Here is a 12,521-nt window from a genome sequence, read left to right as displayed (position 1 = left end):
TCCGAACTGCCTAGCAAAAAGGCATCGCGACGCAAGCCAGCGCGTGCGCTCTATCGTCACGTCCGTGCAACACTTGGCAGCCAAGGAAACCTAAGTTACGTTACCCGGCGTGAAGCTGCCCGGAAGTGAGGACAACAAGATCCACAAAGGGACATATCGACATGATCGAGCTCACGGTCAACGGGACCAAGCACCAGGTTGACGTCGTTCCTGAGATGCCGTTGCTTTGGGTGTTGCGCGACGAACTCGGTGTCACAAGTCCCAAATACGGATGCGGCGTAGCGCAATGTGGCGCCTGTACCGTCCAGATAGACGGCGCGGCGGTCCGTTCCTGTCAGTCGCGTATCGGCGACGTCGCCGGCAAGTCGGTCACCACGATCGAAGGGTTGCGAGATAGAGACCAGCACCCGGTTCTGCAGGCCTGGATCGAACATCAGGTCCCGCAGTGCGGCTATTGCCAGACCGGCCAGATCATGCAGGCCATTTCGCTTCTTGAACTGATCCCCAAGCCAACGGACGAGGAAATCAATGTGGTGATGTCCGGCAATCTATGCCGGTGCGGCACCTATCCGCGCATTCGCGCCGCGATCCATGCCGCTGCCGCAAAGATGGGGGCGAAGTAACATGGGCGTCATGCAGAACCTCTCTCGTCGCGCTTTCATCGTGGGCTCCGCCGCTGTAGCCGGCGGCATCGCTTTCGGTTCCTCCAGTCATGCCGAACAGGCCGCCACGACCGCCAATAGCAATCCATTGGCCGCCGGCCTCGGGCCCAACGCCGTGACCTTCAATCCCTGGGTCGAGATCAGCCCGCAGAAAATCACGCTCATCGCACAGCACGCCGACATCGGTCAGGGCGTCGGCTCCGTGCAGCCGATCCTGATCGCCGAAGAGATGGACCTCGATCCCGGTCAGTTCGAGATCCGGTTCGCAGGCCCCAGTCCCGCCTACTTCAACTCCGGCTTCGCGGATGAGTTTGCGCCGTTCGTGGCGGCTGACCAAAGCCCGGCCGCCGAAGCAGCCCGCGCTGCCACGCTGGAATATCTCAGGAAGACCGGCTTGCAGATGACGGGCGGGTCGAGCACGATTCCTGACACTTACGAAAAGTTGCGCGTCGCTGGCGCGGTCGCGCGTGAGACGCTGAAGGCCGCGGCCGCCAAGCGTTCGGGCATTCCTATCGCCGACATCCGCACCCAATCCGGCCACGTGATCCTGCCTAACGGCAGCAAGATTGCCTATGTCGACCTCGCGGCGGAAGCCGCGAAGATTGCGCCGGTGCTGGACGTCAAGCCGCGCGACCCGTCGACATGGCGAATGGTGGGCAAGCCGATGATGCGGCTCGATGTTCGTCCGAAGGTCATGGGCGAGCTGAAGTTCGGCATCGATCTGAAAATGGACGGCATGATGTTCGCCTCCGTCAAGCTGAACCCCAACAAGGGTCAGCCTATGAAGTCGTACAATGCAAGCAAGGCGCAATCGATGACGGGGGTCAAAAAGATCCTCGAAATCAAGAACGGCGTTGCTGTCATCGCGACCAACAGCTGGTACGCGATGCAGGCGGTCGACGCGATCGACTGCCAGTGGGCGCCCTCGGCCTATCCCGCCGAGCAGGCCGACCATTGGAAGGTTCTGGAAGCGTCGTTCAAGCCGGAATTCCTCGGCAAGGAGTGGCGGAAGATCGGCGATATCGACGCCGGGTTGAAGGACGGCACGCCGGTCCAGGCGGAGTATCGCGCACCCTATGTCGCACATCAGCCGCTCGAGCCGCTCAACGGGATCGCCATCGTCACCGACAAGGGGATGGAAATCTGGGTCGGCCACCAGAGCCCGCAGGCCGTGCAGTCGATCGCGGCGACGGCGATCGGCCTCAAACCGGAACAGGTGACCTTTCACAATCAATGGGCCGGTGGAAGTTTTGGCCACCGTCTCGAATACGAGAACATCCGTGTGCTGGCCGAGATCGCAAACCAGATGCGCGGCACGCCGATCAAGCTGGTGTTTTCGCGCGAGGAAGACTTTCTCCAGGATATTCCGCGACAGATTTCAATCGCCCGGCACAAAGGCAGCGTCAAGAACGGCAAGATCGTGGCGGCCGACCTGCAATCGGTATCGACTGCGCCGCTAAAGGGGCTGCTCGAACGTACGGGCACCCCCTCAAAGGATCCCGATGCGCAATTGGCCGCCGGGCTGTGGAACGTCTATTACGACATCCCGAATTTCCGGGCCACCAGCTATGAAGCGCAGGGGCTGTCGCCATGCACCACGTGGCGCTCCGTCGGCGCCTCGACCGCCGGTTTCTTCACCGAAAGCTTCATCGACGAACTGATCCATGCGGCAGGCCTTGATCCAATGAAGGCGCGCATCGAGATGTGCACCGTTCCGACCTACCGCAAGGTGCTGGAAACGGTCGCGCAGATGTCGGATTGGAAGGGACCGCTTGGTAACGGCAGAGGACGGGGCGTCGCGTTCGTCGAATCTTTTGGGACACCGACGGCCGAAGTCGTCGAAGTGACAGCTACGGACAGAGGCATCAGGATCGACAAGGTCTGGGTCGCGGTCGATGTCGGCAAGGTCGTCGATCCCGTCAACTTCGAGAACCAGGTGCAGGGAGGGGTCGTCTGGGGGCTCGGTCACGCGATCAATTGCGAACTCACTTACGCAAAGGGCGCGGTACAGCAGACCAACTACCACCACCATGAAGCCATGCGGATCTACCAGTGCCCGGTTATCGAAGTTCGTGGGCTTGAGAACGATCCCAAAGTGAGAGGTGTCGGGGAGCCGCCTGTTCCTCCCGCCGCTCCCGCGCTAGCCAACGCGATATTCGCGGCAACGGGAAAGCGTATCCGCGAAATGCCCTTCAACAAGTTCATCGATTTTGTTTGAGGGCGAGCCATGAAAACATCTCTGATCGCGGTCGCGTTCGCTGCTTCTTCAGTCCTGGCCCTCACGGGAATTGTCGTGGCCAAAGACGAGGCCGCCAAGGACGTACTGCCGGCGGGCAGCGTCAGCCGTGCCGAGGGGCTGGAAGCCTGGAAGAGGATTGAAGCAGTTGTCACACATCCACGTTGTGCCAACTGCCATGTCGACGCCAAGGCCATACCGATGTGGACGCCGGCAGGCGAAAACAGGACCCGGGTGCACGGCATGAATATTCAAGGCGGAGCGAGCCGCATCGGGGCCGAGACAATCCCTTGCTCGACATGTCACATGACCTCCACCCTGCCGAACGATCCCGCACCGGCGCCGTTGCGCGCCGGCATTGACTGGCAACTTGCCCCGGTCGCGTTCATCTGGTTCGGCAAGAGTGGCGCCGAGATTTGTGCGCAGCTGAAGGATCCCAAACGCAATGGCGGTCGGGACGCCGTTGGTCTCCTTGAACACTTGCGGCACGATGCATCGTTGAGCGGCTTCATCCCTCGGGGGTGGCACCCCGGGGCAGGCCGTTCCACGCCACCAGGTACCTTCGAGGACCATGTCAAAGACATGGCTCTGTGGGGAGCCGCGGGACAACCCTGTCCGAACTGACGCGCTCGTTGTCGCCGCGAAGCGATGCAGTACTTGCTGCAACTGCTCCGTCGATGCCAGATCCAGCCGGCCGCTTGCTAAAACGCCTTTGCGGCGTCCGGCCGGTGCTTGTTCTTCGGCACGAAGCCCGACCGCGTCGCCTCGCGCTGCTCGCGGACCCAGACCTCGCGGTTGGGGTGCAGGCCGCCGCCGCGGGTCGCCGGCACGGCAGAGAGCCGCGCGCGGTGCAACAGGCGGGTGTCGGCGACGCCGCAGTTCGGGTGCAGGCCGCCATTGGCTGCCACCACCTTGTCCCAGGCTGCCTTGCGCGCCTTCAAAACGGCCGGATCCGCCAGCGCCGTGCAGTTGAGTTCGTTCTTGTTGAGATCGGCGATGATCTCGTCGCCGTCCTCGACGAAGGCGATGGGGCCGCCGAGGCCGGCTTCGGGGCCGACATGGCCGATGACGAGGCCGACCGATCCGCCGGAGAACCGCGCATCGGTCATCAGCGCCACCACGATGCCGCGCTCGCGGCACAGCGTGGTGATGCGCGAGGTGGGATCGAGCATTTCCGGCATGCCGGGCGCGCCGCTCGGACCCTCGTAGCGCACGATGATCATGTCGTTGTTCTGGAAAAGGTCGGGCGTCTTGTCGAGCGCCTCGAGCAGTCCCCGCTCGCCTTCGAACACGCGCGCTCGGCCGCGGAACAGATTGTTTTCCAGCCCGCCTTCGACACCGGCCAATTTAAGGATCGCCGAGAATTCCGGCGACAGATTGCCGCCGAGAACGCGCAGGCCCCCGGTCGGCTTGTAGGGCTTAGCAACGGTGTAGATGACAGTGCCGTCGGCGGGCTTGGTTTCGAGGCGCTTGACCTGTTCGGCCAGCGTTTCGCCGGTGCAGGTCATCACGTCGCCGTTGAGCAGTCCGGCCTCCAGCAATTCACGGACGATCACCTGCACGCCGCCGACGCGGTCGATATCGACCATCGAATATTTGCCGTACGGCCGGGCGTCGGTGAGGACAGGCACGACGTATTGCGACAGATGATTGAACTCGGCCGGCGTCATGACCTCTTTCCAGAAGTCGGCGAAGCCTGCGGCGCGCGCGATCTCCGGCGCGTGCAGCGTGACGTTGGTGGAGCCGCCGATCGCCATCGCGACGATCACGGCGTTGCGGATCGCGTCGCGGACCACGATGTCGCGCGGCTTGAGGCCCTTCGCGATCATCTGCGCGAGGTAGCCGACCAGTTGATCCGGAAACTCCATGAGGCGGCGCGGATCGTCGGACGGCGGCGCTACCATGTGCAGCGGCTGCATGCCGACGACGCCGATGAAGGTCTGCATGGTGTTGTAGGTGAACATGCCGCCGCAGCTGCCGTAGCCGGGACAGGCGTGGCAGGCGATGTGGTGGCGGTATTCCGCATCGGGGTTGCCGGCGACCTGGTAGGCGCTGACGATGTCGAGCTTCTCGCCGGTGTTCGGATCGGTGCCGGGATGGATCGCGCCGTCGGACATGATGATCGCGGGCTGATTGTGCTCGAGCAGCGCGGCCAGCGTGCCGACCGGCGGCTTGTCGCAGGCGACGACAGCGATGGTGCCGAGCAGCCCGGTGGCCTCCAGATGCTCGCAGAGCGCATCGTGCGTCACTTCGCGCCCGATCAGCGAGTAGCGCATTTCGCGCGTGCCGTTGCGGATGCCGTCCGAGGTGGCGATGGTGTATTCCGGTTGCACCAGCCGCAGCTTCATCTGGCCGGCGCCCTTGCCGACATGGCTCTTGAGGCTGGCATGGATCGCATCGACCTTCGCCATCACCCCTATGTAGCACTGGCTGTCGCCCTTGGTGCCGACCACGCCGACCGACGGCTCGTGGATCAGGTCCTCGTCGGCGCCAAGCACGCGCGCGATCCCGATGGTCTGGGCCGTGCGGCCGGGATGGCGATCGATGAGGACGGCTTTGGAGTCTGTCACGGCTAGTTCCTTCCCGGCAGGGGGGCGTTCGGTCGATATTAGAAACGATTTAAGGCGCACCTTATAGAGCGCCGACCTGCGGGAAGTCACGCGGAAGTCACATGCCCGATAGCTGGTATGCTGCCACCTAGGCCCCCGGCGGGCGGGGCACGGCCCCGCGCAGCATCGCGTCCAGCAGCTTGTCGGCCGACGTCCCCTCGGGCAACCGCTCCAGAATGCCGGTGAGCCGGCCGTCAAGCAGCAGCGTGGTAAAACCATGCACCAGCGACCACGCACGCGCGATGGCGGCGGCCTGATCCAGCGCGAGCCCATCCTGTGGAATCTGCTCGTGCCGGCTGGCGCCGACACCGCGGGTCAGCCCTGCGAACGCGGCATCGGAGGCCTCATGCAGCGAGGGGCGCGAATAATCCAGCCGTGCGCTGCGGAACATCACGCCGTACATGCCGGGATGCGCCTGCGCATAGGCGACGTAGGCTTTGGCGCTTGCCAGCCCCTTCATGATCGGCAGCGTCTCGCTGTTGCCGGCGGCGTTCATGGCCTCGTTGAACATCCGAAAGCCGATCGCCGCGAGTTCGCTGACGAGGCCGGTGAGATCGCCGAAATGATGGGTCGGCGCGGCATGCGAGACGCCGGCCTCGCGCGCCACCGCGCGCAGCGTCAGCCCTGCCAGCCCGTCGCGCTCCAGCACCCGCTCGGCCGCCTGCAGCAGGGCCTCGCGAAGGTCGCCATGATGATAGGGGGTATCGCCTGACGATTTGCGCCGCCGCACGGCGGGCCGTTCGGCAGCCGCCCTCGCCGGCTTACGGGTCCGCGCGACGGTGCGGACCACTTTGTTTTCTCTCGATGTTTTGGCCATCTGAACCCCTTGCGGATCCTTATAGCCGCAATTTTTACACTGTAAAGATTTTGCTTGACGATGGCTGGCATGCCCTGTAGCCATATCTTTACGTTGTAAAGATCAAGCCGGGAGGAAGCGACGATGCTCGATCAAGTGGCGACCAACGCGGCGCGGACCAATCTGGCGCCGATACCGATGGAATGCGACGCGCCGTTCCTGAAGGTGACCGGCGAATTGCCGCGCGAGCTCAACGGCACGCTCTATCGCAACGGCCCCAACCCGCAATTCGAGGCGCCCGGCGCGCACTGGTTCGTCGGCGACGGCATGCTGCACGCCTTCCATCTCGAGAACGGCCGCGCCAGCTATCGCAACCGCTGGGTCCGTACCCCCAAATGGCAGGCCGAGCATGACGCCGGCCGCGCATTGTTCGGCGGCTTCGGCCGCAAGCTGCCGGGCGCGCCCGCCGATGTCACCAATGACGGCGGCGTCGCCAACACCAACATCATCTTCCACGGCGGCCGCCTGCTGGCGCTCGAAGAAGGCCATATGCCGACCGAGATCGAACCGGGTACCCTGGAGCGTATGGGCTACTGCGACTACAAGGGCGCGATCGCAGGCCCCTTTACGGCGCATCCCAAGATCGATCCGGTCACCGGCGAAATGGTGTTCTTCGGCTATAACGCCGCGGGACCCCTGACCCCTGCCCTCTCGTTCGGATCGGTCAACGCGTCAGGCGTGGTGACGCGGTTCGATCGTTTTGAGTCGCCCTACGCCAGCATGGTGCACGACTTCATCGTCACCGAAAATCACATGCTGTTTCCGATCCTGCCCATCACCGGCAGCATGGAGCGGGCGATGCGCGGCAAGCCGCCTTACGCCTGGGAGCCGGAGAAAGGCGCCTATGTCGGCGTCATGAAGCGCACCGGTTCGGCGAAAGACATCGTCTGGTTCCGCGCCGAGAGCTGCTACGTGTTCCACGTCATGAACGCGTGGGAGGAAGGCGGCCGCATCATCGCCGACGTGATGCAGTTCGAGGAAGCGCCGCTGTTCACCCACCCCGACGGTTCGCCGACGGATCCTGAAAAATCGCGCGCACGCTATTGCCGCTGGACCTTCGATCTCTCCGGCAATACCGACCGCTTCACGCAAGTGTATCTCGACGATCTCACCGGCGAATTTCCGCGCATCGACGATCGGCGCGCGGGCCTTGCCAGCAACCACGGCTGGTACGCCTGCGCCAATCCTGATCTGCCGATGTTCGGCGCGCTGTCCGGCATCGTGCATGTCGACGGCAAGGGCAAGCGGCTCGGCAAGTATCACCTGCCCGCCGGCGACACCATTTCCGAAGCCGTGTTCGTCGAGCGCGGCGAAGACGCCGCCGAGGGCGACGGCTGGCTGCTCGCCGCGGTCTGGCGCGCGCGCGAAAACCGCAGCGACTTGGCGGTGTTCAACGCCAAAGACGTCGAAGCCGGACCGGTGGCGCTGGTGCATCTCGGGCATCGCGTGCCCGATGGTTTCCATGGCAATTGGGTGAGTGCGGAGTAGACGGCGGCGAACTACCATGCTCGTCATTCCGGGATGCGCCCACTTGGGCGCAGGCCCGGAATCCATTCATCGACGTCACTTGCCGCCCGATGGATTCCGGGCTCTCGCTTCGCGAGCCCCGGAATGACGAGAGGTTGTACAATCGAAATTCCGGGTTCGCGCTAACGCGCCCTCAGATGCGCTATTGCGCATCGCGGAATGACGCTATGAGTCATTCCGGGGGAAACACACATGCACATACCCACGATCACCGGCTTCTATCTCGCCCTTCTCGCGCTGCTGTATCTCGTGCTCGGCCTGCAGGTCTCGCGCCTGCGGCGGGGACATCGCGTCGTGTTCGGCGACGGCGACAACATCAAGCTGCGCAGCGCCATTCGCGCGCATGGCAACTTTGCCGAATACGTCCCTGTTATCGTGTTGCTGGTCGCGCTGCTGGAAATGTCCGGCATGCCGACCGCGCGGGTGCACCTCTTGATGGGAATGCTGCTGGTGGCACGGCTGCTGCATCCGCTCGGCATGTATGTCGGCCCTCGCACCATGCAGTTTCAGATCTGCCGGGTCGGTGGCATTCTGCTTACCCTGCTTGTGCTGCTTGCAGCCGCGCTTCTCGCGCTGGCGCGTTTCTGGCCGTTTTAGTCCATTCGTTCAACACCACATAACCAATTGGATTATTTGATTATTTCGATCAGAACACATTTATTTTGACACTGTAAAGATTTTTCTTGACGACTCCCGCCCTTGCCCTTACGGTATCTTTACGATGTAAAGATGAAGCCTGAGAGGCTGCCATGACGATCTTCCTGATCCTCGCCCCCTACGGTGCCTTCGCCCTGCTGATGCTGGTAACCTCGACCGCGGTCAGCCTGTTTGCCGGCGCCGTGATCTGTCTCGCGGTGATCGCCTACGACATGGCCCGCGGCCGTTCGCTGAAGATTCTCGGCGCGGGCTCCGTGGTGGTGTTCGGCGCAGTCGGCAGCTACGTCACCCTGATCGATCCGCAGTTGAGTGTCTCCGGCGTCAAGTTCGCCGTCGATGCCGGAATATTCCTGGTCACGCTGGGCTCGATCGTGGGCAGCAAACCCTTCACGCTGCAATATGCGCTTGAGGTGGTCGATGCCGAAACCACGAAACTGCCCGGCTTCATCAAGGCGAACTACATCATCACCTGGGCGTGGACCGGCGCGATGCTGTTGATGATGGCCGGCAATGCCGCGCTGATCTATGTGCCGGGCCTGCCGCTGTGGTCGGGATTGCTGGTCGCATTTGCCGCACGCAACAGCGCGGCCTATTTCACCAAATGGTATCCCGAATACCGCAAGGCAAAATATGGCACCCCGCCCGCCAACGCTTTGCCCGAGGTCTAACTATCAACCGTCATTGCGAGCGCAGCGAAGCAATCCATAGCTATAACAAGAAAGATGGATTGCTTCGTCGCTTCGCTTCTCGCAATGACGTCATTCACCAAGGAGGATCGCGACAGTGAAGGACGTATTCGCAAGATTAGGCGCCGACTTTTTCTCCACCATCGTGTTCATCGCGATCTATCTCGCGACGGATAACGTGTTGCTGGCGACCGGCGTCGCGATCGCAGGCGCCATCGGCCAGGTGATCTACTCCCGCATCAAAGGCAAGGAACTCGGCTACATGACCTGGGCCAGCCTCGGGCTCGTGATCGTGCTCGGCGGCGCCACGCTGCTGACTCACGATCCGCGCTTCGTGCTGGCGAAACCCGCGATCGGGCATTTTGCGATCGGCCTCATCATGCTCAAGCGCGGCTGGATGCTGCGCTATATGCCGCCGATCGTGACCCAGACCATTCCGGAATATGTCACTGCCGCAGGCTACGTCTGGGCCGGGTTGTGCTTCGTGCTCGCCGCCGGCACCATCGGCGTCGCGATGACCGGAGACATGAAGCTGTGGACGTTCTATGTGACCGTCGTGCTGATCGGGGCCAAGATTGCTCTGTTCGCCGTGCAATATGTCGCGTTCCGCGTCCTGGTCGGCAGCCGCCTGCGCGCGGCCGCCCGCGCGTAAGTACCGTAGGCAAAGCGTTTTCAAGCGAAGTGGATACCGGTTCGCGTCAAGAAAACGCGTCAAAAGGAAGGCTACAGGGTTGGGCATGCGCGGCAAGATGGGTTATACCGCCGCCGGGAGAACTCAGAACCATTCCGGTTGCTGGGAAATGTATTGGGGAGACCAAGATGGCCGTTGACGGAAACTGGAATATCGTCATGACCACGCCGATGGGCGAGCGCAAGGCGACGCTGACCTTGTTGGCCTCTGGCGGTACGCTGACCGGCACGCAGGGCGCCGATGGGAATTCCGCCGAAATCTTCGACGGCGCGATCAGCGGCGACGCCGTCAACTGGAAGGTCTCGATCACCAACCCGATGCCGTTGACCCTCGAGTTTATTGGAAAGGTCTCCGGCGACAGCATGTCCGGCGAAATGGGCATCGGCCCGATGGGCAGTTTTCCGTTCACGGGCACCCGGGCCTGATACTGAGGGAGCAGATTCGCTCCCTCGCTGTTCGATCCATGCAAAAGACCGCACTGCTTTCAATCGCCGTCGTCGCCTCCCTGGTGACGGCGGCGATCGCACAATCCGCGCCCGAGCCCGAGCCGGCATGGCGCGCCAGCGCGCTGGCGCTGGTGCCGGCGGACTTTGTCGCGGGCGAAGCCTACCGCACCGCTGATATGACCGGATACCTCGCGGTCTATCCGGCAGGCTCAAACGACCCTAAATTCCCCGCCAGCGTGTTCGCGGCACGCCAGGTGCTTGTCGTAAGGCTCGACAAGGATGGGCGTGCGCTGTCCGCGGAATTGAAGCCGCGCAGCGACGCCACGCGGGGCAACCGCGACACCACGATGACCGATCCCGACGGTCAGGAAAGCGAGTTCGCAAAATCGCACGCCGAACTTGCGGCCAAGCGCGCGACGCTGCCTGATAGTACCGAGCCCTGCAATCTCGGCGCCTGGTCGGAAGATCGCGATCCCAAAGGCCTCAACGTCCGCGCCGAACCTTCGGTGAAATCGCGCGTGCTCGGCACACTGCCGCCGCCGTATCGCCTGAAGATGGGTGGCAGCGAGAACACACCCGAAGACGGCTGGTTGACCGAATTCCGCATCATCGGCTTCAAGGACGGCTGGTTCCTGATCGAGGGCGCGACGCCGCCCGGCAAGGATTATGAGGACGAGAAGAAATATCCGCGCAACGCGCCAAAACCCTATGCCGGGCGCGGCTGGGTCGCGGCCAACAAGGTCGGCGCGAATTACGCCAATGGCGGCACGCGCATGGGCGGGCTGTTTCAGGCCCCATTCGCCGATGCGAAGTGGACGCAAGCGATGCGCAAGCTCGGCGGCCCGCTCGACACCGATGGCGGCCCGAAGCGCCTCCTCGCCTGCAGCGGCTATTGGGGCCTCGTCGAAAGCCAGGACGGTGTACGCGGCTGGTGGCGTAGCCTGTGCTCCAGCCAGGTCACGAATTGCAGTTAAGGGGTGGGGCTGCTCGGGGCGAGCGCCGCTAGAACCAGATTTGCATCGGCAGGCCGTGAGCGTCCGGTGACGGCGATCCGACGCTGCCTGCAGGTTCGCGCGCGGCAAGCGCCACGGCGCAAGCGTCCAGAACATCATCACGCTTCGCGCCGGTGCCGATCCGCGCCTTGCCGAGCCATTGCTCGATCTCGCCAAGCCCGCTCCGCTTGAGCAACATCCGACGAAGCGAATCTCCTTCCCCGGATTTCTTCGACGGCAAGGGTTTGTTTGCGTTCAACCGCAGAAACACCAGTTCGGGATGGACCTCGCGGACATCAAGCGCGCGATGCGCACGCAGGAAAGCGTCTACCTCCATGATCTTCGGTCCGAGATGCCAGAGCTGGCGCGACACTCGCTTCTGGCCGCGGCGCAGGCATTCCCTGTTCGCTTCGTCGGGATTGTCAAAGTCTTGCCAAATCCAGCGCCGCGCGCCCGTAAAAACACGCGAGGTGTGCGGGCGCAATTTGTCGCGGGCGAGCAGATCACACACGCGCTCGCCGTCATCGACCATGCCGATGGGGATATCGATCCCTGCCCGATCGAATGGGAGCGACAACGCTTGCGAGACATCGCGATGGAAGGAAATTTCGTGTGTGCCGCCTTCAAGACGCACTGCGACCCAGCCGTTGCCGAATCCATCGAGGCCGACAGCTCTGCAGCTCCCGCCCCCGCTCACTTCGGCCGGCTTGGCAAGATCGCAATCGGATTGAAGGTGTAGACCGCCTCACCGCGCTGATTATAGGCCGTCCATTTGATGCGAACGACGCCGTGCGGTTTTGAGCGCGAGGGCGTCAGCTCCACCACCTCACCTTCAAGGTGGATGGTGTCGCCGGGACGCACCGGCTTCAGCCAGCGCAGATCGTCGACGCCGGCGCCAAACAGCGGATGCGGCCCGAACGGCTTTGCGTTGGCGGCGAGCCGCATCGCAATCGCGGCCGTATGCCACCCGGACGCGGCAAGGCCGCCGAGGATGGACTTCTTCGCCGCCTCCTCGTCGAGGTGGAACGGCTGAGGGTCATACTCCTGGGCGAAGCGGATAATATCTTCCTTCGACACCACAGCGGTGTCGGTCTTGAAGCGCATGCCGACCTTCAGGTCGTCGAACCACTCGACCATCCTGCCCTCGATGCTTTTGAAT

The 12,521-nt window shown here is 63.1% G+C and carries 13 protein-coding genes; 9 read left to right on the top strand and 4 right to left on the bottom strand.

What is annotated here, in order from left to right; all coding sequences use genetic code 11:
• Nucleotides 1–161 precede the first annotated feature (161 nt).
• Genes JQ575_RS20650 through JQ575_RS20640 form a run of 3 tightly spaced genes read left to right on the top strand, consistent with a single transcriptional unit; the run spans nucleotide 162 to nucleotide 3,522 of the window.
• The gene (locus JQ575_RS20650; protein WP_192740294.1) at nucleotides 162–623 is read left to right on the top strand and encodes a (2Fe-2S)-binding protein; all 462 of its coding nucleotides are present in this window, start codon (nucleotides 162–164) and stop codon (nucleotides 621–623) included.
• Nucleotide 624: 1 nt separating this feature from the next.
• The gene (locus JQ575_RS20645) at nucleotides 625–2,880 is read left to right on the top strand and encodes a xanthine dehydrogenase family protein molybdopterin-binding subunit (RefSeq protein ID WP_212035036.1); all 2,256 of its coding nucleotides are present in this window, start codon (nucleotides 625–627) and stop codon (nucleotides 2,878–2,880) included.
• A gap of 9 nt (nucleotides 2,881–2,889) precedes the next feature.
• Complete coding sequence (locus JQ575_RS20640) at nucleotides 2,890–3,522, top strand: hypothetical protein (protein WP_212035035.1); 633 nt, start codon at nucleotides 2,890–2,892, stop codon at nucleotides 3,520–3,522.
• 77 nt (nucleotides 3,523–3,599) lie between these two features.
• On the opposite strand, the gene JQ575_RS20635 is transcribed toward JQ575_RS20640, so the two are convergent.
• Together JQ575_RS20635 and JQ575_RS20630 are read right to left on the bottom strand one after the other, a co-directional pair.
• A complete protein-coding gene (locus JQ575_RS20635) occupies nucleotides 3,600–5,468 on the bottom strand; it encodes a dihydroxy-acid dehydratase (RefSeq protein WP_212035034.1) in 1,869 nt (622 codons plus the stop codon).
• Nucleotides 5,469–5,595: 127 nt separating this feature from the next.
• Complete coding sequence (locus JQ575_RS20630; protein ID WP_212035033.1) at nucleotides 5,596–6,324, bottom strand: TetR/AcrR family transcriptional regulator; 729 nt, start codon at nucleotides 6,322–6,324, stop codon at nucleotides 5,596–5,598.
• Between the two features lie 123 nt (nucleotides 6,325–6,447).
• On the opposite strand from JQ575_RS20630, the gene JQ575_RS20625 reads away from it, so the two are divergent.
• The 6 genes from JQ575_RS20625 (at nucleotide 6,448) to JQ575_RS20600 (ending at nucleotide 11,344) form a co-directional block, all read left to right on the top strand.
• On the top strand, nucleotides 6,448–7,851 hold the full coding sequence (locus tag JQ575_RS20625) for a carotenoid oxygenase family protein (protein ID WP_212035032.1): 1,404 nt from the start codon (nucleotides 6,448–6,450) through the stop codon (nucleotides 7,849–7,851).
• 231 nt (nucleotides 7,852–8,082) lie between these two features.
• Nucleotides 8,083–8,487: an MAPEG family protein gene (locus tag JQ575_RS20620; RefSeq protein ID WP_192740288.1), complete on the top strand. Its 405-nt coding sequence runs from the start codon at nucleotides 8,083–8,085 to the stop codon at nucleotides 8,485–8,487.
• 152 nt (nucleotides 8,488–8,639) lie between these two features.
• Complete coding sequence (locus tag JQ575_RS20615; protein WP_212035031.1) at nucleotides 8,640–9,215, top strand: hypothetical protein; 576 nt, start codon at nucleotides 8,640–8,642, stop codon at nucleotides 9,213–9,215.
• 115 nt (nucleotides 9,216–9,330) lie between these two features.
• Entirely contained in the window at nucleotides 9,331–9,885 is a 555-nt protein-coding gene (locus JQ575_RS20610; protein WP_212035030.1) for an inner membrane-spanning protein YciB, read from the top strand.
• A 167-nt stretch (nucleotides 9,886–10,052) separates the two neighbouring features.
• Entirely contained in the window at nucleotides 10,053–10,349 is a 297-nt protein-coding gene (locus JQ575_RS20605) for a hypothetical protein (protein ID WP_212035029.1), read from the top strand.
• Between the two features lie 38 nt (nucleotides 10,350–10,387).
• The gene (locus tag JQ575_RS20600; protein WP_212035028.1) at nucleotides 10,388–11,344 is read left to right on the top strand and encodes an SH3 domain-containing protein; all 957 of its coding nucleotides are present in this window, start codon (nucleotides 10,388–10,390) and stop codon (nucleotides 11,342–11,344) included.
• A 28-nt stretch (nucleotides 11,345–11,372) separates the two neighbouring features.
• Here the strand turns inward: JQ575_RS20600 and JQ575_RS20595 are convergent, their stop codons facing one another.
• Nucleotides 11,373–12,059: a DUF429 domain-containing protein gene (locus JQ575_RS20595; RefSeq protein ID WP_212035027.1), complete on the bottom strand. Its 687-nt coding sequence runs from the start codon at nucleotides 12,057–12,059 to the stop codon at nucleotides 11,373–11,375.
• Nucleotides 12,056–12,499: a MaoC family dehydratase gene (locus JQ575_RS20590; protein ID WP_212035026.1), complete on the bottom strand. Its 444-nt coding sequence runs from the start codon at nucleotides 12,497–12,499 to the stop codon at nucleotides 12,056–12,058. Before JQ575_RS20590 ends, JQ575_RS20595 begins: the two co-directional genes overlap by 4 nt.
• Between the last annotated feature and the right edge of the window lie 22 nt (nucleotides 12,500–12,521).

Origin of the sequence: Bradyrhizobium sp. JYMT SZCCT0428 (assembly GCF_018131075.1) — a bacterium.
In the GTDB taxonomy this organism is placed as follows: domain Bacteria; phylum Pseudomonadota; class Alphaproteobacteria; order Rhizobiales; family Xanthobacteraceae; genus Bradyrhizobium.
The sequence above is the reverse complement of the archived record's forward strand: the minus strand, read 5'-3'. Positions and strand labels throughout refer to the sequence as shown.